Annotated in this window: 25 protein-coding genes; 16 read left to right on the forward strand and 9 right to left on the reverse strand. The window is 62.8% G+C overall.

The genetic code is table 11. The features are described from left to right. Positions 1-15: 15 nt before the first annotated feature. Positions 16-498 carry an iron response transcriptional regulator IrrA gene (irrA, locus tag V3H18_RS09565; protein ID WP_332081800.1) on the forward strand — a complete coding sequence of 161 codons (483 nt, stop codon included), beginning with the start codon at positions 16-18 and terminating at the stop codon, positions 496-498. Next, positions 495-857 carry a hypothetical protein gene (locus tag V3H18_RS09570; RefSeq protein WP_332081801.1) on the forward strand — a complete coding sequence of 121 codons (363 nt, stop codon included), beginning with the start codon at positions 495-497 and terminating at the stop codon, positions 855-857. Before irrA ends, V3H18_RS09570 begins: the two co-directional genes overlap by 4 nt. A 5-nt stretch (positions 858-862) precedes the next feature. On the opposite strand, the gene V3H18_RS09575 is transcribed toward V3H18_RS09570, so the two are convergent. Then, on the reverse strand, positions 863-1,414 hold the full coding sequence (locus V3H18_RS09575) for a peroxiredoxin (protein WP_332081802.1): 552 nt from the start codon (positions 1,412-1,414) through the stop codon (positions 863-865). Between the two features lie 157 nt (positions 1,415-1,571). Here V3H18_RS09575 and V3H18_RS09580 point away from each other — a divergent pair, with 157 nt between their 5' ends. Beyond that, positions 1,572-3,452: a PHA/PHB synthase family protein gene (locus V3H18_RS09580; protein ID WP_332081803.1), complete on the forward strand. Its 1,881-nt coding sequence runs from the start codon at positions 1,572-1,574 to the stop codon at positions 3,450-3,452. 6 nt (positions 3,453-3,458) lie between these two features. On the opposite strand, the gene lpdA is transcribed toward V3H18_RS09580, so the two are convergent. After that, positions 3,459-4,895 (reverse strand): dihydrolipoyl dehydrogenase, encoded by a 1,437-nt coding sequence (lpdA, locus tag V3H18_RS09585; RefSeq protein WP_332081804.1) that lies wholly within the window; start codon positions 4,893-4,895, stop codon positions 3,459-3,461. Positions 4,896-5,028: 133 nt separating this feature from the next. On the opposite strand from lpdA, the gene V3H18_RS09590 reads away from it, so the two are divergent. Beyond that, a complete protein-coding gene (locus tag V3H18_RS09590) occupies positions 5,029-5,169 on the forward strand; it encodes a hypothetical protein (RefSeq protein WP_332081805.1) in 141 nt (46 codons plus the stop codon). Between the two features lie 280 nt (positions 5,170-5,449). Here the strand turns inward: V3H18_RS09590 and rplT are convergent, their stop codons facing one another. Both rplT and rpmI read right to left on the reverse strand, forming a co-directional pair. Continuing rightward, positions 5,450-5,815, reverse strand: a complete 366-nt coding sequence (gene rplT / locus V3H18_RS09595) for a 50S ribosomal protein L20 (RefSeq protein ID WP_332081806.1) — start codon at positions 5,813-5,815, stop codon at positions 5,450-5,452. A 45-nt stretch (positions 5,816-5,860) separates the two neighbouring features. After that, positions 5,861-6,061: a 50S ribosomal protein L35 gene (gene rpmI, locus V3H18_RS09600; RefSeq protein ID WP_014890449.1), complete on the reverse strand. Its 201-nt coding sequence runs from the start codon at positions 6,059-6,061 to the stop codon at positions 5,861-5,863. A gap of 293 nt (positions 6,062-6,354) precedes the next feature. Here rpmI and V3H18_RS09605 point away from each other — a divergent pair, with 293 nt between their 5' ends. Next, the gene (locus tag V3H18_RS09605) at positions 6,355-7,470 is read left to right on the forward strand and encodes an amidinotransferase (RefSeq protein WP_332081807.1); all 1,116 of its coding nucleotides are present in this window, start codon (positions 6,355-6,357) and stop codon (positions 7,468-7,470) included. A gap of 51 nt (positions 7,471-7,521) precedes the next feature. Here V3H18_RS09605 and V3H18_RS09610 read toward each other — a convergent pair whose 3' ends face one another. Together V3H18_RS09610 and V3H18_RS09615 are read right to left on the reverse strand one after the other, a co-directional pair. Continuing rightward, positions 7,522-7,845: a DMT family transporter gene (locus V3H18_RS09610; RefSeq protein WP_332081808.1), complete on the reverse strand. Its 324-nt coding sequence runs from the start codon at positions 7,843-7,845 to the stop codon at positions 7,522-7,524. A gap of 199 nt (positions 7,846-8,044) precedes the next feature. Further along, complete coding sequence (locus V3H18_RS09615) at positions 8,045-9,583, reverse strand: YifB family Mg chelatase-like AAA ATPase (protein ID WP_332081809.1); 1,539 nt, start codon at positions 9,581-9,583, stop codon at positions 8,045-8,047. A 211-nt stretch (positions 9,584-9,794) separates the two neighbouring features. On the opposite strand from V3H18_RS09615, the gene V3H18_RS09620 reads away from it, so the two are divergent. After that, complete coding sequence (locus V3H18_RS09620; protein WP_332081810.1) at positions 9,795-10,616, forward strand: DUF3800 domain-containing protein; 822 nt, start codon at positions 9,795-9,797, stop codon at positions 10,614-10,616. 202 nt (positions 10,617-10,818) lie between these two features. Here V3H18_RS09620 and V3H18_RS09625 read toward each other — a convergent pair whose 3' ends face one another. After that, on the reverse strand, positions 10,819-11,766 hold the full coding sequence (locus V3H18_RS09625; protein WP_332081811.1) for an IS1595 family transposase: 948 nt from the start codon (positions 11,764-11,766) through the stop codon (positions 10,819-10,821). Between the two features lie 222 nt (positions 11,767-11,988). On the opposite strand from V3H18_RS09625, the gene V3H18_RS09630 reads away from it, so the two are divergent. Then, the gene (locus V3H18_RS09630) at positions 11,989-12,240 is read left to right on the forward strand and encodes a GCG_CRPN prefix-to-repeats domain-containing protein (protein WP_332081812.1); all 252 of its coding nucleotides are present in this window, start codon (positions 11,989-11,991) and stop codon (positions 12,238-12,240) included. Positions 12,241-12,384: 144 nt separating this feature from the next. Continuing rightward, the gene (locus tag V3H18_RS09635; RefSeq protein WP_332081813.1) at positions 12,385-13,194 is read left to right on the forward strand and encodes a lytic murein transglycosylase; all 810 of its coding nucleotides are present in this window, start codon (positions 12,385-12,387) and stop codon (positions 13,192-13,194) included. A gap of 27 nt (positions 13,195-13,221) precedes the next feature. Here V3H18_RS09635 and V3H18_RS09640 read toward each other — a convergent pair whose 3' ends face one another. After that, positions 13,222-13,953, reverse strand: a complete 732-nt coding sequence (locus tag V3H18_RS09640) for a hypothetical protein (RefSeq protein ID WP_332081814.1) — start codon at positions 13,951-13,953, stop codon at positions 13,222-13,224. A gap of 549 nt (positions 13,954-14,502) precedes the next feature. Here V3H18_RS09640 and V3H18_RS09645 point away from each other — a divergent pair. The 6 genes from V3H18_RS09645 to smbP all read left to right on the forward strand — a co-directional run bounded on the left by V3H18_RS09645 (position 14,503) and on the right by smbP (position 21,329). Further along, positions 14,503-15,270, forward strand: a complete 768-nt coding sequence (locus tag V3H18_RS09645; protein WP_332081815.1) for a Bax inhibitor-1/YccA family protein — start codon at positions 14,503-14,505, stop codon at positions 15,268-15,270. Positions 15,271-15,395: 125 nt separating this feature from the next. Continuing rightward, positions 15,396-16,124 (forward strand): cytochrome c biogenesis CcdA family protein, encoded by a 729-nt coding sequence (locus tag V3H18_RS09650; protein ID WP_332081816.1) that lies wholly within the window; start codon positions 15,396-15,398, stop codon positions 16,122-16,124. After that, on the forward strand, positions 16,121-17,314 hold the full coding sequence (locus V3H18_RS09655; protein WP_332081817.1) for a DUF1624 domain-containing protein: 1,194 nt from the start codon (positions 16,121-16,123) through the stop codon (positions 17,312-17,314). Before V3H18_RS09650 ends, V3H18_RS09655 begins: the two co-directional genes overlap by 4 nt. A gap of 152 nt (positions 17,315-17,466) precedes the next feature. Next, a complete protein-coding gene (locus tag V3H18_RS09660) occupies positions 17,467-20,064 on the forward strand; it encodes an MMPL family transporter (protein ID WP_332081818.1) in 2,598 nt (865 codons plus the stop codon). 95 nt (positions 20,065-20,159) lie between these two features. Continuing rightward, the gene (locus V3H18_RS09665) at positions 20,160-20,762 is read left to right on the forward strand and encodes a DUF2147 domain-containing protein (protein ID WP_332081819.1); all 603 of its coding nucleotides are present in this window, start codon (positions 20,160-20,162) and stop codon (positions 20,760-20,762) included. A 204-nt stretch (positions 20,763-20,966) separates the two neighbouring features. After that, entirely contained in the window at positions 20,967-21,329 is a 363-nt protein-coding gene (gene smbP / locus V3H18_RS09670; protein ID WP_332081820.1) for a small metal-binding protein SmbP, read from the forward strand. Here the strand turns inward: smbP and V3H18_RS09675 are convergent. Continuing rightward, on the reverse strand, positions 21,322-21,447 hold the full coding sequence (locus V3H18_RS09675) for a hypothetical protein (protein WP_332081821.1): 126 nt from the start codon (positions 21,445-21,447) through the stop codon (positions 21,322-21,324). The two genes, smbP and V3H18_RS09675, sit on opposite strands and share 8 nt — an antisense overlap. A gap of 412 nt (positions 21,448-21,859) precedes the next feature. On the opposite strand from V3H18_RS09675, the gene V3H18_RS09680 reads away from it, so the two are divergent. After that, positions 21,860-23,434, forward strand: a complete 1,575-nt coding sequence (locus V3H18_RS09680) for an efflux transporter outer membrane subunit (RefSeq protein WP_332081822.1) — start codon at positions 21,860-21,862, stop codon at positions 23,432-23,434. After that, positions 23,431-24,705: an efflux RND transporter periplasmic adaptor subunit gene (locus V3H18_RS09685; RefSeq protein ID WP_332081823.1), complete on the forward strand. Its 1,275-nt coding sequence runs from the start codon at positions 23,431-23,433 to the stop codon at positions 24,703-24,705. Before V3H18_RS09680 ends, V3H18_RS09685 begins: the two co-directional genes overlap by 4 nt. Positions 24,706-24,707 lie beyond the last annotated feature (2 nt).

A 24,707-nucleotide genomic window follows, 5' to 3' on the forward strand; every position in this document is an offset into this window, starting at 1 on the left:
TCGCAGCAGGCAGGAATGACTCATCAACCTTCGACGACAAGTTTCGACCGTTCGATCAAGTTGCGCGAACAATCCAACGATAGCGGTACGAAATCTACCGAACTCAAGGCAAGGCTCCGCAACGCGGGTCTGCGCCCCACCGTGCAACGGCTGGCGCTGAGCCGGCTGCTGTTCGGCAACGGCGACCGGCATGTCAGCGCGGAAGCGCTTCACGCCGAGGCGCGCGAAGCTGGGCTGACGATGTCGCTCTCCACGGTCTATAACACGCTCAATCAATTCGCTGGAGCGGGACTGTTGCGCGAAATCGCCGTGCAGGGCCCGCGCACCTATTTTCATACGCGCACTTCGCCGCATCATCACTTCATGGATGAAGCGACGGGCCGGATGTTCGACGCGGTCGACGGATCGGTCGAATTCGCGCGTCTGCCGGCGCCGCCCGAGGGGACGGAAATCGTCGGCTGCGACGTGATCATCCGCATCCGCGCCAAGAAGGGGTGACGGAGCCCGCGCCGCAAAGTATATGGCGCAGCGCGGCGCGCAAATTCTGGCTCGCCTATGCGGCGATCGCCGTCGTCGGCTCCTTCATCGTTCTGACGATCTACGCCAACGCCTATGACGATTACGATATTTCGGATCGTCTGCGCGCGACCGGACGCTTCGCCCGGCAGGGGATGCGCCTCTTCTCCTTCCCGCTCGGCTTTCCCTTCGCCGCGGCGGCGAATGGCCCGCTCGAAACAAGTTTCGGCTGCGGAGACGAAAACGAGCCCTGCGCCGTCTTTGTCGACTGGCACACGCATTTCGCGGCGGTCCTCGCGCAAATCCTGCTGCTTCGCTGGCTGATCTTCAGGCGCGCGTGAACGTCTCATTTATTTTGCGCATCATGCCACTGCTTCACGACGGCGAGCGCGCGCTCGATATGTTTCGTCGCGCCTGAATCTTCCACGACAGACAGGATTTTTCCGTCAGGCGAAATGACATAGGAAATGCGGTTGGCGAAGATCGCGCCCGCGACAGGAACGTTGAAGGCGGCGTCATAGGCCTTGATGACTTTGAAATCGGGGTCGGCGCCGACCGGAAATTTATCGCGGCATTCGAGCCGTGAAAATTCGCGCTGCGTGTCGATCCTGTCGCCGGAAACGCCGATCACGCTCGCGCCCATGGCGGCGAATTGATCCATGGCTTCCGCGAACTCATGCGCCTCTTCGGTGCAGACGCGGGTAAAGGACTTCGGATAGAAGTAAAGAACCGCCGGCCCTTTCTCTAAAGCCTCCTTGAGCGAGAAGGAGAAATCCTTGCCGGCGCGCGCCGCCTGAAGGGAGAAATCGGGGGCCTGGTCGCCGAGCTTCAAGGCGGCCGCCGCCGCGTTCGCATGAAGCGCCAGAGCCAATGAAAGGACGACAAGAATTGCTTTCACGGCGATCTCCTAACCGTCAGCCTCCCTTCATTTGAGCAAGATAGCCCTAAATAACGAGCATAGGCTCTCGTATTTTGCATCACAATATATATGTTGCGATGCAGCATAAGCTCCCTGAATTCGGGCGCTCGGCCCGAAGCCTCCAAAGGATCCCGTAATGACGGATGACGTCGCCCAGGCGACCGCGGCGCGGACGAATGAAACTTCGAGCGGAAAAGAAACCCCTCCTCGCGATGAAAGCGCGCCCGCGCTCACGCCGAAACCTTTCGTCGACGCCCTGCCGAGCGCCTTTCTCGCCGCCGAACGCGCGACAGACGGCGGCTCCTTCGGCTATGCGGCTTTGGGCGACGTCATCGACCGCACCCTCCACGCGAGCGTCGCGCAGCTGACCGGCGGCCTGTCGCCCGCCGCCATGGCGGAGGCCTATGGAGATTGGGCGATCCATCTCGCCTCCTCGCCAGGCAAGCAGATGCAGCTTGTCGACAAGGCGGTGCGCAAATCTTGGCGTTTCGCCAATTTCGCCTGGCGCTGCGCCCTGCAGCAAAATGGCTCCTCGCCCTGTATCGAGCCCTTGCCTCAGGACAAGCGATTCGCCGGAGAAGCATGGCGGCATTGGCCGTATACGCTCCTCTATCAGGGCTTTCTGCTCAATCAGCAGTGGTGGCACAATGCGACGACCGACGTCGGTGGCGTCACCAAGCAGCATGAAAAGGCTGTCGACTTCGCCTCGCGGCAATTCCTCGACATGTTCTCCCCGTCAAATTTTCTCTTCACCAACCCCGAAGCGCTGAAGCGCACGATGGAGACCGGGGGCCTCAATCTCGTTCGCGGTCTGCAAAATTTCCTCGAAGACATGGAGCGCCAGGCCGGCGGCAAGAAGCCCTTCGGCGCCGACGCTTTCGCGCCCGGACGCAATCTCGCGACGACGCCCGGCAAGGTGGTCTATCGCAACCGGCTGATGGAGCTCATCCAATATGCGCCGACGACGGAGACGACGCGGCCCGAGCCCGTGCTCATCGTCCCGGCCTGGATCATGAAATATTACATTCTCGATCTCTCGCCGCATAATTCGCTCGTACGCTATCTCGTCGCGCAGGGCTTCACGGTCTTCATGATCTCCTGGAAGAATCCCGGCGCCGACGACCGCGACCTCGACATGGAGGATTATCTCAGGCTCGGCGTCATGGCCGCGCTCGACGTCGTTTCGCGGCTCATGCCGGGCCGCAAGATCCACGCGACCGGCTATTGCCTTGGCGGCACCTTGCTGTCGATCGCCGCCGCCGCCATGGCGCGCGACGACGACCGGCGTCTGCAGAGCCTGACGCTCTTTGCCGCGCAGACCGATTTCACTGAAGCCGGCGAATTGACGCTGTTCATCAATGAAAGCCAGCTCGACTTCCTCGAAGACCTGATGTGGGAGCACGGCTATCTCGACGCCAAGCAAATGGCGGGCGCGTTCCGTCTGCTGCGCTCGAACGATCTCGTCTGGTCCTATGCGCTGAAATCCTATCTCATGGGCGAGCGCGAGCCGATGACCGACCTCATGGCCTGGAACGCCGATGCGACGCGCATGCCCTACAAGATGCATTCGGAATATCTGCGCCAGCTCTTCCTCAATAATGATCTCGCCGAGGGACGGCTGCGCGTCGACGGACGCACCATCGCCGCGCATGACATTCGCGCCCCGATTTTCGCCGTCGGCGCGGAGCGCGACCATGTCGCGCCCTGGCGCTCCGTCTTCAAAATTCATCTGCTCGCGGATACGGAGGTCACCTTTCTCCTGACCACGGGCGGCCATAACGCCGGCATCGTCTCAGAGCCGGCGAAGAAGCGCGGCGGCTATCGGGTCGCGACCAAGACCGAACAGGCCCATTACGCCGACCCAGACGAATGGTTCAGGCTCGCGCCGATGAAGGAAGGCTCGTGGTGGCCGGCTTGGATCGCCTGGTTAGAGGCGCGATCCGGCGCGCCCGTCCCGCCGCCCGTCATGGGTCCCGCGCTTTGCGACGCGCCGGGAACCTATGTGCTGCAGGCGTGAAACGCCTCAAATATGGATTGCGCGGCCGTAAGCCGCGAGCACGCTTTCATGCATCGTCTCCGAGAGAGTCGGATGCGGAAAGATCGTGCGCATCAGCTCTTCCTCGGTCGTCTCCAGATTCATGGCGATGACGAAGCCCTGGATCAGCTCGGTCGCCTCGACGCCGAAGAGATGCGCGCCGAGCAGGCGTCCGCTCTTGGCGTCGAAGATCGTCTTCACCAATCCCTCGGGCTCGCCGAGCGCGATGGCCTTGCCATTGGCGAGATAGGGGAAACGGCCGATCTTCAACTCGAACCCCTGCTCCTTCGCCTTCGCTTCGGTGAAGCCGACGGAGGCGACTTGCGGATGGCAATAGGTGCAGCCGGGCACGCGCGATCGATCGAGCGGATGCGCCGCCGCGCCGGCGATCGCCTCGACGCAGGAAACGCCTTCATGCTCCGCCTTATGGGCGAGCATCGGGCCGCCGGCGACGTCGCCGATGGCGTAAACGCCTTCGACGGAAGTGCGCCCGAGACCGTCGATCTTGATGACGCCATGTTCGAGCGCGACGCCAAGTTGCTCGAGCCCGAGATGTTCGACATTGGCGACGACGCCGGCCGCCGAAAGCGCGCGCTCGACTTCCATCGTTTCAGTCGCGCCATCGGCGCCCTTCAGCGTAACGACGAGGCCGTCGGCCTTTTTCTCGACGCCCGCGACCGTCGTCGCGACGCGAATGTCGATCCCCTGTTTGACGAAGGATTTATGCGCGAGCGCGGCGATCTCTTCATCTTCGGCTGGAAGGATGCGGGGCAGCGCCTCGACCAGGGTCACAGCGACGCCGAAAGTCCGGTAGAAGGAGGCGAATTCGACGCCGATCGCGCCAGCGCCGACGATGAGCAGCGATTTCGGAAAAGCTTCGGGCTTCATCGCTTCGAAATAGGTCCAGATCAATTTCCCGTCCGGCTCCAATCCCGGCAATACGCGCGGGCGCGCGCCGGTCGCGAGAATAATATGCTTCGCGTGATAGACGCCCTCGCCGAGCGTCGCCTTCGGCGCCGGCAATTGCGGCGTCATGGGGGCTTTCGTCGGCGCGCCGACCCGGACTTCGCCCTTGCCCGCAAGCGTCGCCTCGCCCCAGATCACATCGATCTTGTTCTTCTTGAGCAGAAAGGCGACGCCGGCGTTAAGGCGCGCGGCGGCCGCGCGCGAATGGGCGACGATGCCGGCCGCGTCGAACGCAGGCGCGACGCCGACGCCGAATTGCGCGCCTTCTTTCGCGAGCCGATAGATTTCCGCCGAGCGCAACAGCGCCTTGGTTGGAATGCAGCCCCAGTTGAGGCAAATGCCGCCGAGATGCTCGCGCTCGACGACCGCGGTCTTGAGGCCGAGCCGCGCGGCGCGGATCGCGGCGACATAGCCGCCGGGGCCGCCGCCGATGACGATGAGATCGTAATTCTCGCTCATTGCGCGTCCTCGCCGCGGCCCGACTGCGTTCATGAATCATGAACGCGCACTCGAATTTACGCATTTTCCGCGCGGAAGCGGAATCCCTTTCGGCGGAAAACGCGACATCGCGTCCCGCTCTTTTCGATTATGCGTGATCGAGATGAAGGCCGTCAGAGGCGTGGGCGCGGAGCCGATGAAAATGATGCGCGGCGCTGAAGGGCATTACGTTGACGCCAACCACGACGCAGACGGCAAGCTGATCAAATCGGGTCGTAAGAAAAATGCGCGATGACGCGCCCCTCAAGCGCTGCTAGCGCAGCCGTCGATGGTCGTTGACGCGAACGGGGATGGGCCGGAGTTGCGGCTCGGGCGTTTTGACGATGGCCCCCAGCGCCGCACAGGCGCGGTCCAGCAATTTCGCCGAAATTTGGCGCACTCTCGACTTCGATGCCATTTCATCCTCCTGGATGCATGAAATGCATGCCTCGAAGATGAAACCGCCCCGGCGGGAAATTGATCCCGCCAGAAGACGAAAAGTTTGGCGATCGAATCGGCGGGAGGCCGATTGAGGCTTACGCCGCCTGCGGCAGCGCCGACTTCGCCTGCGCGACGATGGCGGCGAAGGCCTCCGGCTGATGAATGGCGAGCTCGGACAGGACCTTGCGGTCCACCGTCACGCCCGCCTTGGCCAGCCCGTCGATGAAGCGCGAATAGGTGAGGCCATGCTCGCGCACGGCCGCGTTGAGCCGCTGGATCCACAGAGCGCGGAAGGTGCGCTTCTTGGCCTTGCGGTCGCGCGTCGCATATTGCATCGAGCGGTCGACGGCGGCCTTGGCGGCGCGGATCGTATTTTTGCGGCGGCCGTAAAAGCCCTTGGCGGCCTTGAGGGTCTTCTTGTGCTTGGCGTGCGAGGTGACGCCGCGTTTGACGCGAGCCATGACGAAACTCCTTAAGAAAGATGCGCGGACAGGTCCCGAGGGCGATTAGCCGTTGGGCAGGAAGTATTTCTTGACGTTGTCGCCGTCGGTCTTGAACAGCACGTTCGTCCCGCGCAGATTTCTAATCTGCTTGTTCGTCCGCTTGATCATGCCATGGCGCTTGCCCTGCTGGGCGTAAACAACTTTTCCTGTGCCGGTGATCTTGAAGCGCTTTTTCGCGCCTGATTTCGTCTTCAGCTTGGGCATTTTGCTCTCCTGGGCCTTGGCCCGTTGTTCTTAAAGCGCCTGCCTCATCCGGCCGGCGCCGCTTCGCGCGAGCGAAAGAACCGCCACGGCAGCCCATCACTGGCCGGGCGGTTCTATGAAGCGGGCCTTATGTCGCAAGGCGCAGGAAAAGGCAAGCCGCCCGCGCCGCAGGCGCTTACGCAAAGCGCAGGTTCACCCGGGATGGGGCGGCCCAGCGTTCCCTGCCGGTTTGAAGCCCAGCGGAAACACGGCTAATAGTTGGGCAGGAAAGGACCTAGGGGCGGGATCAACATATGAATATACATACGTCTGCGGAAGCCGCGGCCGTTGCGGCCGAATGTCCGGTCAATTCCCATAATGAATGGGATCCTTTGGAAGAAATCATTGTCGGTCGCCTGGAGGGCTCGACCATTCCATCCGACCATCCGGTCGTCACCTGCAATATTCCCGGCATGGCCGCCCGCGCCCAATCGCTCGCCGCGGGTTTTCGTTTCCCCAAATTCATGATCGAGCCCGCCCAGGAGGAGCTCGACAATTTCATCAAGGTGCTCGAATCGCTCGGCGTCACGGTGACGCGGCCGGAGCCTTTCAATCACAAGGCGAAATTTTCGACGCCCTATTGGTCCTCGCGCGGCTTCTGCAATTCCTGCCCGCGCGACTCCATGCTCGTCTTCGGCGACGAGATTCTCGAAACGCCCATGGCCTGGCCCTGCCGCTATTTCGAGACGCACAGCTATCGACCGATCCTGAAGGACTATTTTAAGCGCGGCGCGCGCTGGACCTCGGCGCCCAAGCCCCAACTCACCGACGAACTCTTCGACCCCGATTTCACGCTGCCCGAGAAGGGCGAGCCGCTCCGCTACATCCTCACGGAATTCGAGCCCGTCTTCGACGCCGCCGACTTCTTCCGCTGCGGCCGCGATATTTTCGTCACGCGCTCCAATGTGACGAACGCCATGGGCATCGACTGGCTGCGGCGGCATCTTGGCGACGGCTATCGCATCCATGAGATCAAGAGCCGCTGCCCGAACCCGATGCATATCGACACGACGATCCTGCCGCTCGGGCCTGGACGCTTGCTCATCAATCCCGAATATATCGATCCCGACGAATTGCCCGACATTTTGAAGAAATGGGACGTTCTCGTCGCGCCTGAGCCAGATCCGATCAACGACCGCATTCTCAAGATCACGTCCATGTGCGGCAAATGGCTCAGCATGAACATTCTGATGGTCGACGAGAAACGCGTGATCGTCGATCCGCATCACACAAATATGATGCGGCAGATGGAGCAATGGGGCTATGAGCCGATCCCCGCGCCGTTCCTGCATTACGCGGCTTTCGGCGGCGCCTTCCATTGCGCGACGCTCGACGTGCGCCGGCGCGGAACGCTCGAAAGCTATTTCTGACTCGCCAGTCATTCCCGATCGCTTCAACTGAAGCGATCGGGATTTGAACGATTACGGATCGACGCCCCCAAGCCGCAAGCCGACGATCCCGAGCATGATAAAGCCGATCGAGCCGAGCCGCAGCGCCGTCGCCGGCTCGTTGAAGAGATAGACGCCGACGAGCGTCGCCGCCGCGATGCTCGCGCCGGTCCAGGCGGCGTAGGCGGTGCCGGCCGGAATGGTTTTGACGGCGATGCCCAGACAGCCGACGCTCGCCGCCATGAAGAACACCATGACGACCGAGGGCCAAAGCCGCGTGAATCCGTCGGCGTATTTCATGCCGACGAGCCAGCCGACTTCGCACACGCTGCCGATAAAGAGGATGACCCAGTCCATCTAACCGTCCTTCTCTCGCTGTCCCGGCGCCTGCGCGCGTCGCCGCCTTCGATCTCGCGCCTTGTGGGTTCCGGGGCGGATTTCGTCAAGCTCGTCCGCGCAACGCGCCGCCATTTACATAGCGCGGCGAAGATCGAAGCGGCGAGCGACAACGCTATGAGCGGCGCTGCAAGAATCGCGACGCTTTTCGACGTCGTCGTCACGCCGCGAGCCGCCCCGCGGCAAGGCCGGCGCGATAGGACAGAGCCTCGGCGAGATGCCGGCGGCCGACCGCTTCGGCGCCGTCGAGATCGGCGATGGTGCGCGCCAGCTTCAACACGCGATGAAAGCCGCGGGCGGTGAGCGCGAAACGCTCCGAAGCCTCGCGAATGAGCGCCGTCCCCGGCGCATCGAGCTTCGCGACGCGCTCGATCACAGCCGCCGGCGCGCCGGCGTTGGCGCCGATATGCGGCAGGCCGATCGCCTCATAGCGCGCGCGCTGAATTTCGCGGGCGATCGCGACGCGGGCCGCGACCTCGCGCGAGCCTTCCGCGGGCGGGGGCAGCACGAGATCGGCGGCGGTCACGGCCGGCACTTCGATCTGCAGATCAAAGCGATCGAGCAGCGGGCCGGAAAGCCGCGCCTGATATTGCGCGACGCAGCGCTCATTGGGCTGTCGCTTGCAGGCATAGCCAGGATCGAGCGCATATCCGCAGCGGCAGGGATTCATCGCCGCGACGAGCTGGAAGCGCGCCGGATAGACGGCGCGATGATTGGCGCGCGAGATGGCGATCTCGCCCGTCTCGAGCGGCTGGCGCAGACTGTCGAGGACTTGCGGCTGAAACTCCGGCAGTTCGTCGAGAAACAGCACGCCATTATGCGCGAGCGAAATCTCGCCGGGCTTCGCATGCGTTCCGCCGCCGACGAGCGCCGGCATGGAGGCCGAATGATGCGGCGCGCGAAAAGGGCGACGATCCGTCAATTCGCCGCCCGCGATTTGTCCGGCGATGGAATGGATCATCGAGACTTCGAGCAATTCGCGCGGGGTGAGCGCCGGCAGGATCGAGGGCAGCCGCGCCGCGAGCATGGATTTGCCGGCGCCGGGCGGCCCGCTCATCAGGAGATTATGGCCGCCGGCGGCGGCGATCTCCAAAGCGCGCTTGGCGCTTTCCTGTCCCTTGATGTCGGAAAGGTCGGGCTGGTCGGTCGCAAGCTTGCGCGTCGCGGGCTCCGGCCGCGCCAGAACCTGCGCGCCCTTGACGTGATTGACGAGCTGAATGAGCGAGCGCGGCGCGATGATGTCCATGTCGCGCGACGCCCAGGCCGCTTCCGGCCCGCAGTCGCGCGGACAGATGAGTCCGAAGCCCCGCGCATTGGCCGCGACCGCCGCCGGCAGCACGCCGGCGACGGGCGTCAGCGTGCCGTCGAGCGCAAGTTCGCCGAGCGTGACGAAGCCGTCGAGCGCGTCTGAAGGAATCGCGCCGATCGCCGCCATGACGCCGAGCGCGATGGGGAGATCGTAATGGCTGCCCTCCTTCGGCATATCGGCGGGCGCGAGATTGACGGTGATGCGCTTGGCCGGCAAAGCGAGGCCGGAGGCGATGAGCGCGGCGCGCACGCGCTCGCGCGACTCGGCGACGGCCTTGTCGGCGAGGCCGACGACGTTGAAGACGACGCTGCCGCTCGAAATCTGCACTTGAACGTCGACGGGGCGCGCCTCGACGCCTTCGAAAGCGACTGTCGCAACGCGCACCGCCATGACCGTCTCCTCAAAAAATAAACCGCCATCGGCGAACGCCGGCGCCCAGCGAAAATCCTCGCGCAAGCCTAATCGCCCAGCCCGGGCGTAGGCGATGTTACACTTTACGTACCAAGAACGAGGCGTTATAGAATTTGGCCGTCACGCCCCCGTTGATTTGAGCGAACCGTTTAAGTCGCTATTCGGGGGGAATTTGGCCCCTGGAATACCTATGCGCTACATATATCTTGACGAGGCTGGCACTTCAGCGCGGGAGCCGGTCACTGTCGTCGTAGGGGTAATTACGAAGCCGGATGATCATTGGGCAGCTGTCCGCAAAGAAATTTCTGATTTAGTAACTACTGTTCCTGAGAGATACCGCCAAAATTTTCATTTCCATGCAAAGTCTATCTGGGGGGATAAAAAATATCGCGAAGACTGGGCAATAGAGGATCGTCTGAAGCTCATAGCTGCATTCGCGGCGATACCAGTGAAGTTTGGATTGAGTATAGCGCTTGGTAAAATACGCAGGGATGCTGGGGACCAAGATATTATTGATCAAGTTGGGTTGAATGGCCATTTTTCATTATCGCAGTGGCACCACGCGCGGGCGTTCATGCAATGTGCGCTGCAAGCTGATGCCTATTTAAGAGAGAGGTGTGACAAAGAAGAAATTGCTACATTAATTGCAGAAGATGTTCCAGATATGCGATCTAAACTCAGGGGTATGTTCGAAATTACTAAAACTCTTTATGTTCCTCCGCATCTTCTTGAAATTAACGGCAGATACCGGCAAGGTATTTCACAAATACAGGACGGGGTTCAATTTGCTGAAAAGTCACAAGCCCCAATTTTGCAGGTGGCCGACGCGTGCGCCTTTTGCTTCAGAAGATTCTTCTCAGAGCAGAGCTATGGCGAAGAATTGACCCGTTCCATGGGTGTTCAATTGAATTTGAGTGAATGGTCGGGCCCATGCAGCTCCGCCATTTTTACAAAGGACCCTATTAAGCGCATCTCGCCTTATCCTCTCAATTTTCCGGGCGGTGAATTATGAGACATAATGCTAGATTTTGGAGTGGTCGTCACGCTCTTGAAGGCCCTATCAAAATCGCTAGGATTTTCTGATGCTTCAACTTCGCGTGCCATCGCGACGAAGCACTTATACTGCGCTTCGTCGCTTAATTTGGCCTTAGGCTTTGGCTTTCTTCGCGGCTTTCCATCGCCGCATTTGGCGGCTTTCGCCATAGAGTGCTCTTTCAGTAGCGAGCCGTTTGATAGGTGAGCCGCTTGCCCTTGAAACCTTCTAGGGCGAGTTCGGCCCGCGCCACATCATCTATGCCGACTTTTTCGCGATTGGAGTAGCGAAAGTCAAATTCGGCCAGATAGCGATGCAGGTGGCGTTCGCTGCAATGCTGATAGACGCCTTTCATGCCGCGCTTGAAAATCGAATAGTAGCCCTCGACGGTGTTGGTGGTGATGATCTTCGCGCCATCGCGGCGAACATATTCTTCGGCGGTGTGGTTCACGCTGTCATGGCTAGAGAAACCACCATCCTTGTTGAGGTTCTTATACCAGCTAGCAGTGTCGGTCATGACGGCGGTTTCGCGCGCAACGTTCGCGCGAATGATCGGCATGAGGGTGCCAACGGTAGTCCCGTCCACATGCCAGCTACGGGCGCGACCGCCGCGCTCGACAAGGGTCAGGACGATGTTGCGGAATTGGAAGCCGTGAAGACCCTTGCGTGGGGGCGAGCCCTCTTGGCGGCCGATAAGAGTCTCGTCAATTTCGATGGTGACGCCATTGCCGCCCAGCGGCGACAAGTCGCCAGATCGCATCGCCTCACGGATGCGATGGGTCAGGAACCACGCGGTTTTCATGCTGCAAGATAGCATCCGCTGAATTTGGCGGGTCGAAATGCCCTTCTTACTGGCGCACATCAGATGGATGACCTGCAACCAAAGATGCAGCGCCAGATGAGACGACTCGAAGATAGTCCCCATGCGCACGGTGAACGGCTTGCCGCACTCGTAGCACTTGATAAGCCCCTTGCGGGTGGTTTTGCCCTGCATCCGGCGCATGCGCTTCTCATCGGCGTTTCCGCAATGATGGCAAACCGGGCCGTTCGGCCAAAGGCGCGACTCGACGTAAGCGAAAGCCGCGTCTTCGTTCTGAAATTGCGGGGCATTGAGAACCGAGGCGGCCATAGCTTTGAACTCCGATGCTCAAAACCTACATCTTGGCGCTTGGTATGTCAAGTGTAACATCGCCCGGGCGTAGCAAGAACAATGTGAGAACATTTGCCATATTCGCGGCTTGGCGAAATATAATTTGCTTCTCTCGCCAAGTCGGTCGGATATTCGGCGAGCGCGTCTTCCACGACCCGCGCCTTTGAAAGAAATAATGACGCCAAGGAAAGTGAGAGATAGATGAAAAAGAGAATGCTTCTTGCGCTCGCCCTGGCGGCGGGCCTTGCCGCGCCGGCCTACGCCCTGCCGGTCGCCCCGGTCGCGGGCGACTCTCCGATCGAACAGGTTTACGGCGGCTGCGGCCCCTACGGCCATCGTGGACCCTATGGCGGCTGCCGGTGGGGTGGACAATGGGGCGGTTATCGCTTTGGACGTCCCTGCCCGCCCGGCTTCCATCTTGGACCTTACGGCCGCCGCTGCTGGCCGAACTAATCCGTTTTTGACGAAACCTTGCCGGGGCGAAGCGCTCGCCCCGGTCGCGTCGCCACATTTTCGCGGACGGTCCGCGGATCGCCCGCCAGGCTTGAAAGCGTTTAGGCTCCCGCCAGAATCTCTTTAAAATGAGAGGCTCGCCCCATGTCCCTTCCCCTTAAGAAAACGTCGGCTCTCGCCGCGCTGGTCTTCCTTGGCGCGTGGACCGCGTCCTTTTCCGCACAGGCCGCGAGATGCGGTTCGGGCCCCGGCGGCTTCGAGACATGGAAGCGCGAGTTCGCCGACGAAGCGGAGTCGCGCGGCATCGGCCAGGCGGGGATTTCGGCGCTGATGAACACGCATTACAACGCCCCGACGATTTCCGCCGACCGGGGTCAGAAGAGCTTTCATCTTTCGCTCGACCAGTTTCTGGCGAAGCGCGGCGGCTCCGCCATCGTCGCGCGCGGCCGCGCGCTCAAGCAGTCTCAGGCCGCGCTTTTCTCATCCATCCAGCAGCGCTATGGCGTGCCGCCGGGACCGCTCCTCGCGATCTGGGGAATGGAGACCGGATTTGGCGCCGTGCATGGCAATCAGCATGCGCTCTCGGCCGTCGCGACGCTCGCCTATGATTGCCGGCGTTCGGATTATTTCGCCGACCAGCTCTATGCCGCGCTGACGCTGGTGGACCGCGGCGCGCTGTCGCCGAATGCGCGCGGATCCATGCATGGCGAGATCGGCCAGACCCAGTTCCTGCCCAAGAATATCCTGAACTACGGGGGCGGCGGCAATCTCGACAACTCCGCCGCGGCGCTCTACGCCACGGCGAATTTCCTGCAGGCGCACGGCTGGCGCGCGGGCGGCGGCTATCAGCCGGGCGAATCCAACTTCGGCGCGATTCAGGCGTGGAACGCCGCCACGGTCTATCAGCGGGCGATCGCGCAGATCGGCCGGCAGATCGACGGCGGTTCGGAATAGCGACGCCCCCGAGGGGCGCCGCGTCGCTCATTCCGCGGGCGTCGCCTCGGGTCCCGGATCGTGATCCGGATCGCTCTTTGGCGGCGTCGGCGCCTTCTTCACAGGCTCGGGCGTGCGGCGGCGATGCACGAGATAGATGAAGAACGCCGCGATCGTGCCGAGCGTCAGGCTCGCATAGATAGGCAGGTCGCGCATGAAGCTCATGCCGACCGAGAAGGGGAAGCGCGACACCCAGCGCTCGCCGTGATCGCCCGTCACCGTGACGATGCCGACGAAATATCCCGGCTCGGTGAAATTGTGCTCGAAATTGACCGTGCCCGTCGGATAGCTCTTGGGCGGCTGATAGGCGATGGTGACCGCTTCGAGATTTTCGTTTTCCTTATCCTCGCCGCCGACATCCTTGACGATGCGCAGCTCGATCTTCATGTCGCGCAGCTCGTCCTGCTCGGCGTCGAGCGCCATGATCATCGGCCCCGTGGCGGGAATGTCCTCGCAAAACTCGTTCTTCGAGGCCTCAGGCAGATAGCCGGTAAAATTCATGATGTCCGGCCCGACGAATAGCCGGCAGCGGCCCTCCGCCGCGCCAAGACGCCCATGCGCCTGCGCCGGGACGCTCGCCCCGAGGCAAAAGGCGGCGATCGCGGCGGCGCAAACGAGTTTCAGGCAGGCGCGGCCAGCCGGCCGAGCGGGGACGCGCAAAGCAGAGATCGCAACTCCCGCGACCGGCCTCGAAGAGGCGTCGGGATCGCCATCACGCATATTTCCCTCCTGGGTTCATGCGAAAAGGACACGCAACGCTCGGGGACGAGCTTGCGCCGCACGAGCTCCCGGAGCCGAGCAAGGGGGTCGGACGACGCCCTTTTGTTTGATGTTAGCGGATTTTGCGGCGCCGGCAAGCGTGCGGCGATCAGCCGCTATGCCGTATTGCAAAAAAATATGCGACTCTGGCTGACAAAGCAGGCCCTATCGGCCCGGGGCGCGCGCGAAGGCAGGGAGGCAAGCTTTCGCTGCGGCGCAATAAAAGACGCGAATCGGGCGGAAAACGCCCAAAAGCACATGAACACAATGGCGTTTAATGAATGCGCCCCGTTTGATAAAAGCGCGCGGTGTTGCGAATAACGCCGAACCGGCGCCCCCGCGCGTCGCCGTAAAATGCTAAATAATCGTCTTAAGAACACCTTAACAAGAGTTCATCCACAGACGGCTTGCCACGCAATTGAAGCGAAGCCATATTCCGGGCGAGGCTCGAAGCCGCGCGACCCTGTCCTTACGCGCGATAGCAGAGCCATGAGAGATCGAGAGGATCAAATGTCCAATTTCGACCGCAACACCAGCTTCGGTTACGGGCGCGGGGTCGCGCGGCCGACGACGGCCGAGATCGACCAGGGCCTGCGCGCCTATATGCTCGGCGTCTATAACTATATGACGCTCGGCCTCGCCGTGACCGGCGTCGTGGCGCTCGGCGTCTATATGCTGGCCGTCGAGAAGGTCGCGCCCGGCGCCATCGCGCTGACGCCCTTCGGCCACGCGCTCTATGCGACTCCCCTGCGCTGGGTGGTGATTCTGTCGCCGCTCGCCTTCATCTTCTTCCTCGGCGCGCGCGCCAATTCGATATCGGCGGGGACGGCCCGCAATCTCTTCATCGCCTTCGCCGCGGTGATGGGACTGTCGCTCTCTTCCCTGCTGCTCGTCTTCACCGGCGTCTCCATCGCGCGGGTGTTCTTCATCACGGCGGCGGCTTTCGGCGGCCTGAGCCTCTATGGCTACATGACGCAGCGCGATCTGTCGGCCTTCGGCTCCTTCCTGGTGATGGGCGTCTGGGGCCTCGTGATCGCCGGCCTCGTCAATCTGTTCCTGCAGTCGAGCGGCCTCCAATTCGCGCTCTCGATCATCGCGGTTCTGGTCTTCGCCGGCCTCACGGCCTGGGACACCCAGAACATCAAGGACATGTATTACGAGAGCGACGGCTATGAGGTCGCGCAGAAGAAGAGCATATTCGGCGCGCTTTCGCTCTATCTCGACTTCATCAACATGTTCCAGTCGCTGCTGTTCCTGTTCGGCCAGCGCAACGACTAAATCTTTCGCCCCGCATGACGGAGCCCCGCTTCGGCGGGGCTTTTTTCTGTCTGAGCGTTCGGCCTCTCCCGGCGCGCCGCGCTAGGCGCAGCGAAGGACGCCAGACCCTTATAACGAGGATTGAAATGGCGGACGTGACATTCCCGGCGGCGGCGGCGGCGGGACTCCTGTCCTTTCTTTCTCCCTGCGTGCTGCCGCTGGTGCCGCCCTATCTCACCTATCTCGCCGGCGTCAGCATGGAGGACCTCGAAATCGAGACGCGCTCGGCGGCGCGGCGAGACATTCTCTTTTCCTCCATCCTCTTCGTGCTGGGCTTCACCACGGTCTTCGTCGCGCTCGGCGCCACGGCGAGCGCCTTCGGCGGCGTGCTGCGCGCCAATCTGCATATCCTCTCCTGGGCCGCGGGCGCCGTCATCATCCTGATGGGGCTGCACTTCATTGGCATCTTGAAAGTCGGCCTGCTCTATCGCGAGAAGCGCGCCGAGATCACCAAGCCCATGGGGCTGTTTGGCTCCTATGTGATGGGCCTCGCCTTCGCCTTCGGCTGGACGCCCTGCATCGGTCCCATTCTCGCGGCGATCCTCGCCGTCGCCGGCGCTCAAGAGACGGTGCCTCTGGGCGCCGCCCTGCTCGCGACCTATTCGCTCGGACTCGGCCTGCCTTTCATCGCCGCCGGCTTCGCGCTCGGACGCTTCCTCGCTTTCGTCGCGCGCTTTCGCAAGCATTTCGGCAAGGTCGAAAAGATCGTCGGCGCGGCGCTCATTTTGACCGGCGTCGCATTCCTGAGCGGCGGCGTGCAGGACATGTCCTTTTGGCTGCTCGAGACCTTTCCCGGCCTGGCGAAGCTTGGATGAACGCAGGGCCAGCGGACGCCTTACACGACAAGCACCGCCTGCCGGAGATCGACCGGCTGCGCGGCCTCGTCATGGCGCTCATGGCGCTCGATCACATACGCGATTTTTTCGACGCGGACACTCTGCGCTTCTCGCCGACCGATCTCGATCACACTTATCCTTTTCTCTTCTTGACGCGCTTCGTCACGCATTTCTGCGCGCCGACCTTCACCCTGCTCGCCGGCGTCGGCGCCTATCTCTATGGCGAGAAGGTCAAGGACGCGGGCGCGCTGTCGCGCTTTCTCGCGACTCGCGGCCTCTGGCTGATCTTTCTCGACGCCTTCATCGTCAGCCCCCTTTGGAGCCTGGGCTTCGGGCGCATTGAACTTGGCACGCTCTGGGCGATCGGCTGCGGCCTTCTTGCCCTCGCCGGCTTGTCGCTTCTGCCGCTGCGCGCGACGCTCGGCGTGGGCCTCGCCATCATCTTCGGCCACAATCTCCTCGACGGCGTCCACGCAGCCGATCTTGGCGCCTTCGGCCCCTGGTGGAGCCTGCTCCATGACCGCGGGCCGCTGCCGCTTGGCGTTCCTGGCTCCGTGCTCTATCCGGCATTGCCATGGATCGGCGTCGCGGCGCTGGGCTTTGGCATGGGCCCGCTGTTCCTCGAGTCGAAGAAGCGGCGCGACCATGCGCTGCATCTCGGCGGCGCGGCGGCGCTCGTCCTCTTCGTCCTGTTGCGCGCCTCAAATATTTACGGCGACCCGCGCCCCTGGAGCGCGCAAAGCGACGCGCTCTTCACCCTGCTCTCCTTCCTCAATGTGACGAAATACCCGCCTTCGCTGCTCTATCTACTTGTCACGCTCGGCGGCGCGGCCCTCGCCCTGCCGGCGCTGGAGCGCATGGGCAAAGGGCTTTTGGGGCGTCTGGGCGGCGCGCTCGATCTTTTCGGACGCACGCCGCTCTTTTTTTACGTCCTGCATCTTTACCTCGGCGCCGCCGCCGCCCTCGCGCTGGCTCTGGCGCGCGGCTATACGCTGGCGGACATCGGCGCCTTCGTGAAGTCGAGCGCCCCGCCGGCCGAGTTCGGCGTCGGGCTCCTTGGCGCCTATGTCGTCTGGATCGCAGCGGTTTTCGTCCTTTATCCCGCATGCCGCTGGTTCGCGGGCGTCAAGCGCCGACGGCGCGACTTGTGGTGGCTCAGCTATCTTTGAGGATCGATATGCGTCAAATTGTCGCAAATAACGATCATTAAACTTGGCGCAGAAGCCGCCTTGGTTGCAGCGCGGCGCGCCTGTATAGAGGACTCGACCCGAGAGCGTTATTCCCCGCTCCTACAGGTCTCGTCCCAGAAACGGGAGATTAAATGCTCGAAAAACTGGTCGCCTTTTGCCTCCGCTGGCCCTGGGCCGTGGTTTTCCTCACGCTCTGCCTGACGGTCGGCGGCGTCTATGTGACGATCGAGCGATTCGCGATCAACACCGAGACCGGCGATCTTTTCTCGGCCGACATCCCGTGGCGCAAGAACGAAGCGGCGCTTTACAAGGCCTTTCCGTCGCTTCTCGACGTGATCGTCGTCGTCATCGACGCCAAGACGGGCGAGGAGGCGGACGACGCGGCCAAGCGCCTCAACGACGCGCTGCAAGGCAAACCGAACGTCGCCCGCGTCTGGCGGCCGGATGACCATGAATTCTTCCGCCAGAACGGACTTTTGTTCCTGCCGCTCGCCGACATCGAGAAACATGTCGGCGTGATGATCGGCCAGCGCTCGGTGCTGCAGCCGCTCGCCGAAGACCCCACCCTGCGCGGCCTGTCGAATGTGCTCGTCGGCAATCTCAAATCGGCGTCGGGCGGCGAGCGCACGATGAAAATGTATCTCGCCGGCGTCGAGGAATTTTCGCGGGTGTTCGAGGCGACGCTCGCCGGCCAGAAGGCGGAGGTCGACTGGAGCAAGCTGCTTGCCTCGGGCGGCGGCGCTGCGCCGACCGCGCCAGAAATGGACAAGCGCCGCATCGTGATCGTCAAGCCGATCATCCAATATTCCGATCTTCAGCCCGGCGGGGAACAGATCCGTCTGGTGCGCGACGCCGCGGCCGCCCTCCATCTCGACGAAGAACACGGGATCAAGTTGCGCCTGACCGGTCAGGTGCCGCTCGCCGACGACGAATTTTCCACCATCTCGGAGAATATGGCGTTCAACACGATCGGCATGCTCGCCGTGGTGACGCTCATTCTCTTCGCGGCGCTGCGTTCGCCGAAGCTTATTCTCTCGGTGCTCCTCACGCTGCTCGCCGGCCTCGCCATCACGTCGGGACTCGGCATTCTGATGATCGGGCAGTTCAACCTGATCTCGGTCGCCTTCATGGCGCTGTTCATCGGTCTCGGCGTCGATTTCGGCATTCAGTTCGCGACCCGCTATCGCGAAGAACGGCATGGCGACAATGATCTCGAACGCGCGCTGCTTGCGGCGACGCGCGGCATCGGCGGTTCGCTGACGCTCGCGGCGGTGTCGCTGCTCGCGGGTTTCTTCTGCTTTCTGCCGACCTCCTTTCGGGGCGTCTCCGAGCTTGGCCTCATCGCCGGCGTCGGCATGATCGTCGCCTATATCGCGACGCTCACCTTCCTGCCGGCGGCGATCAAGCTGTTGCGTCCGAGCGCCGAACATGTGCCGATCGGCGCCGCCTCGCTCGCGACGGTGGACCACTGGATCGCCCATCACAGGCTCTTCGTGCTCATCGCCACCGCCGTCGTCGTGCTCGCTGGCATGCCGGCGCTCATGCATCTGACCTTCGACTCCAATCCGATGAATCTGCGCGACCAGAAAGTCGAATCGGTCGCGACCTTCCTCGACCTCACAAAGGACCCCAAGACCGCGCCGAACAAGATCGAGGCGCTTGCGCCCTCGCTCGACGCCGCGCGCGAATTGGAGAAGAAAGTCTTGGCGCTTCCGGAAGTCGATCACGTCGATTCGATCGATTCGCTCATTCCCAAGGAGCAGACCGAAAAGCTGGCGCTCGTCGACATGGCGGTCTCGCAATTGCGCGGCGTCCTCGACCCGAAAGTCAAACCCGCGCCGAGCGACGCCGAGACGGTGAAGGCGCTGACCGCCGCCGCTAAGGCGTTGCGGCGCGCCACGGCGAAAAGACCCATTCCCGAACTCAACCGCTTCGCCGACGATCTCGACGCGCTCGCCAAGGCGAGTCCGGAGACGCGCGTCGCCGCGCGCGAGGCGGCATTCGACGGCTTCAACAAAATGGTCGCCGAAATCCGTCAGGCGCTCGACGCCAAGCGCGTCACCGTGGATAATCTGCCGCAGGATTTGCGCCGCGACTGGATTTCGGACACGGGCGCGGTGCGCGTCGAAGTCACGCCCAAGGGCGACAGCAACGACCGCGTCGTGATGACCAAATTCGCCGCGGCGATCCAGACCATCGCGCCGGACGCGAGCGGCCCGCCGGTGATCGTGTGGGAAGCGCAAAAGACCATCACCCGCGCCTTCCTCGAAGCCGGCCTTTACGCCTTTGTCGCGATCTTCATCATATTGGTGGTGGCGCTGCGCAATCCGATCGACGTCGCGCTCACGCTCGGCCCGCTGGTGCTTGCGGGCATTATGAGCCTACAGGCCGCCGATCTGCTCGGCATGTCGCTTAATTTCGCCAATATCATTGCGCTGCCGCTGATGTTCGGCGTGGGCGTCGCCTTTCACATCTATTACGTCATCGCCTGGCGCAAAGGCGTCGTCGATATGCTGGCCTCGAGCCTGACGCGGGCGATTTTCTTTAGCGCCCTCGTCACCGGCGTGGCCTTCGGCAGCCTCTATCTCTCGAGCCATCCCGGCACGTCGAGCATGGGCGCCTTACTTACGATATCTTTGTTCTTCACGCTGCTCGCGGCTTTCATCATCGTGCCGGCCTTCCTTGGGCCGCCGCGAGCGCCATCTCCTGATGCGCGCGAGACGACTTGACTGAGCAGGCGACCTGCATTTTGACGATACCGGCGAAATGCAGCGTGATCTCAGAGTCGAATCGGATGGCCGCAACCAAGAAAAGGGCCGACGGCATGAAAAAAGCACTTCTTTGCATCGCTGCGGCGGCGACCCTATGCGCGCCGACGGCCGCGCACGCCGTCGACGCCATTTATGGCGTCTGGGTGCGCGAGGGCCATCCCGACGACAAGCTCGAATTTTATGACTGCACGGGCAAGCTCTGCGCCAAGGGAATCGAGCCGATGCCCGACGGTTCGCCGCCGCCGCAAGTCCTGCGCAACGCCGCCAAATCCGCGCCCAATTATTGGGAGGGCGAAATCTTCGATCCCGAAGGCGGCAAGACCTACATCGGCAAGATCAAGCTTGATACGCCCACGTCGCTGACGATGACAGGCTGCCTCGTCGCCTTCCTGTGCCAGAGCGAGACATGGACGAAAGTCTCCGGCCCGACGAAGCCCGCGGCGGAAGTCAAGCCCGCCGCGCCGGCACAGCCCGCGAAGCAGGAGGCGAAGGAGCCCGCCAAGGAGCCGGCCGCTGCCGCCAAGGAGCCAAGCGAGCCTGCCAAGGAGGCGCAAAAGCCGGCGGCCAAGGAGGCCACCAAGCCGGCCGCGAAACCGGCGGCCGCCAAAGCCAAGCCCGCCGCCCATGCAGCGCCGCCCGCTGGCGAGGCGCAATAGCGCGCGATCGCCAATCATCATTTCGCGCGCGGACGCGCGCGTTGGACCTGGTGAGGCTTTGAGACCGCCGCAGCGCCGCCGCCGCGGCGGAAGAGGTTGCTGGCGTCCCGCCCCAATGGCTCCGCCTTGTCCGTAAGTCCGGATTGGGGCATATTTTTCCGCCTCGCCGGCAACTAATAGAGAAACGGCGGCAATTGGGGAGAGATGGCGATGATTACTCGACGATTGACAATTGCTCTCATGGGTTTTTGGCTCGCGCTATTCGCCGCGCCGCAAGTCGTTCTCGCCGCCAACGAACACCTCGAACAGGCGATCAGCGAGACGAAAAAAGCTATCGAATATGGGGAAGAACCGCATCACGCCTCGTCGTTCATCGAGCACGTCGAGAACGCAATCGGTCACGCCGAATCCGCCCAGAAGCAGGAACCCAGCCTCCACATCGAGCGCGGCATCAAGCATTTGCGTAGCGCGAAGAAAATCGCCTACGACACCCACTCCACCCGACGCCTGAAGGCCGCCGCCAAACATGCCAAGAAAGCTCTGAGCGAGTTCGAAGCGGTCAAATAAGCAGAAGCGCGACGGCGACGCCTGGCTCCGCCAATAATACGATCATCAGGATGTCCGGCGGATTGGCGCTGCGCTTTCCATAAAGCGCGGCGCCAGCGCCAAACGCCCGCATCGTCATAGACGCGCCAGAGACGTTAGCAATTTCACGCCGGATTCTGGACGATCCGCCGCAAGCGATAAAGAAACGTCGTGGTCAATCGCGACGCCTTCACGGGAAAATTGGGAAGTCCCAAAATGATCTTCGTTTGGCGCCGCCTGGCGTGTCGTCGCCGGGGGCGCCTTAACGATCGGTAACTTGACGCTCGCGCCGACGCGGGCGAGCTTAGAATTCACAGTTTTCGGAAGCGTTGACGGCCAACGCCCATTCCCACTTCGGCGCTTTAAAAGGCTTGGGACTCGCCGGTCTTTGACGATCGGGGCGCCTTCGGCCGGCTGCGCGGCCGAGCGTTGAGCTCTTTCCGCGGCGGCGGCGGGCGCTTAAGGAAGAGGGACGCTCGGCCGTTCGCCGTTTTGTTGGGACCTCAGCTCAATTGACCGCGTCCGCCCTGTTCCGTCTTTTTCAAAGCCCCGCCCTGCTCGCCGCGTGCTGCGGGGCGCCGGTTCTCTCGGGCTGCGACCTCGAATGGAATAAGCCCGACATTTCGGCGCCGCCGCCGGCGCGGTTTCGCGAGGCGAAGCCCCAGCCCGAGCCGCCCATTCCGAGCGGACGCGACTTCGCGGTGAAGTTCGGCTCGAAGGAGCTGACGAAACTTGTCGAGCGCGCGGTCGACGACAATCTCGACCTCGCGGCGGCGGTCGCCCGGATCGAACAGGCCGACGCGCAGTCGCGGGTTTCGAGCTCGGCCATGTGGCCCTCGATCTCGATGACCGACATTGTCCGCACGACGCGCACCCCCGGGACGACGATCAACGTCGGCTCGGCGAGCTCCGGGTTCAACGCCGCGACGACAAGTTCGAGCTCGAGTTCAAGCTCGACGTCAAGCTTGACGAGCTCCGGGTTCCGCCCCCGGAATTTCGGCTTTTTCCAGCTTGGCCTGACGGCGAGCTATGAAATCGACTTCTGGGGCAAGAACGAGGACGCTTCCAAGGCCGCGCGGATGCTCTCCAATGCTTCGCGCTTCGATCGCGACGTTGTTGAGATTTCGACCGTCGCCGCCACGCTCAACGCCTATTTTCAGGTTCTGACCGCCCAGGATCGTCTGGCCATCGCCAATCAGAACGTCGCCATCGCCCAACGCGTCTATGACGCGGTGGCGGCGCGCCTCGAGGTTGGCACGGCGACCGTGCTCGACACGTCCCAGCAGGAGTCGGTGCTGGCGCAGGAGCGCGCCACGATCCCGCCGCTGGAGCAGACCCTGCGCCAGACCCGCAACACGCTCGCGGTGCTCATCGGCGAGCGGCCGGAGAACGTCAATGTGAAGGGCGGCTCGCTGACGCGCCTGACTTTTCCCCGCGTCGCGCCGGGTCTGCCTTCAGAGGTGTTGCTGCGCCGCCCCGATGTGGCGGCGGCCGAGGCCAGGCTCGCGTCGTTTGAATTCTCGGTGCTGCAGGCGCGCGCCGCGTTTTTTCCGTCGGTCACGCTCACCGGCCTCCACGGCTTCCAGAGCGCGCTTTTGTCGACCCTCGTCATGCGCCCCGACGCCATCGCCTATCAGGTCGCCGGCACGCTTACCCAACCGATTTTCGACGGTTACAATTTACAAGGACAATATGAGTTACAAAAGAGCCGCTATGCCGAACAGGCGGCGCTCTATCGCAAGCAGATTCTGACCGCGCTGTCCGACACGGAGAACGCCCTGATCGCGGTCAAGGAGACGGAGCGTCAGGTCAAGCTGCAGGGAGACGCCGTGGCGGCGGCGCGGCGCGCCTTGGAGGCCGCCGAAGTGCGGCTCGCTGAAGGGACGATTGACATCGTGACAATGTCGACCACGGAGACGACCTTTTTCCAGGCGCAGGACCAGCTCGCCCTCGCCCGGCTGGCGCATTTCCAGGCGGCGACGAGCCTCTATCAGGCGCTTGGCGGCGGTTGGTCGCCGACCACCCGCGAACTTGAGATTGCGCGCGCCAACGCCGTTTATGAAACCGACAAGGGACCCTGGCCATGATCCGCGCGAACCGGCGGCTGATCCTGGCTGTCGGCGCGCTGGCGCTGGTCGTCGGCCTCGCTTTCGCCTATCGGGGCGGCTGGCTGCCGGGCTTTTCTGGAGGCGGGACGGGCAATCAGTCGGGCCGCGACGGGCCGCGCCGCGAAACGACCGTCACGGTGACCACCGCCGAGGTCCGCCTCGCCGACGTGCCTGTGACGATCGACGCGGTCGGTACGGTGCAGGCGCTCAATACGGTGACGATCCGCACCCAGGTCGACGGACAGTTGCTCCGACTCCGCTTCTCGGAAGGCCAGGATGTGCGCAAGGGCGACATCCTCGCCGAGATCGATCCCGCCCTCTATCAAGCCCAATACGACCAGGCGGTCGCCAAAAGGGCGCAAGACGAGGCCAATCTCGCCAACGCCCGCGTTGACCTCACACGCTATGAGAAGCTCGTCGTCAGCCATTACGCCTCTAAGCAGCAGCATGCGACGCAACAGGCGCTGGTCGCGCAGCTCGAAGCGCAGGTGCGCGCCGATCAGGCGGCGATTGAAAACGCCAAGACGACGCTCGATTACGCCACCATCCGGTCGCCGATCGACGGCCACGCCGGCATCAGGCTCGTCGACGTGGGCAATATCGTCCATCCCTCCGACCCGACCGGCATCGTCGTCATCACCCAGTTGAGGCCCATTTTCGTCGTCTTCACTCTGCCGCAGCAGACGCTGCCGGCGGTGCAGAAGGCGCAGACGCAGGGAGCGGCCAAGGTCGCCGCGCTCGGCCCCGATAACGCCAGCGTGATAGAGACCGGCGAATTATCGGTGATTGACAATCAGATCGACCCGCAGACGGGCACGGTGCGCTTGAAGGCGACCTTCCCCAATCCCAATCTCTCGCTATGGCCGGGCCAGTTCGTGAATGTGCGGCTGACGCTCGACTTGCTCAAGGATGTGGTGACGGCGCCGAGCCCCGCCGTGCAGCGCGGGCCGAATGGGGCTTTCGTCTATGTGCTGGGCGACAATAACGTAGCGCGATTGCGCATGGTGACGACGGGCCGCCAGGACGAGAAGATCGCCGTGATTACGTCGGGGCTGGAGCCCGGCGAGACCGTCATTACCAGCGGCTTCTCGCGGCTTTTCGACGGGGCCGAGACGCGGGTCGTTAACGCGCAAGCCCCGCCAGCGGAGGCTCCGCCCACCGCGGGCGGCGTCCCGCCGCTGGATCGCGGCGCCGGAGAGAGCCCGCGGCGCGAACGCGGCGCGCGCAGCAATGGCGCGCGCATAAGGTAAGG

Source organism: Methylocystis borbori, assembly GCF_036576025.1.
GTDB classification, from domain to species: domain Bacteria; phylum Pseudomonadota; class Alphaproteobacteria; order Rhizobiales; family Beijerinckiaceae; genus Methylocystis; species Methylocystis borbori.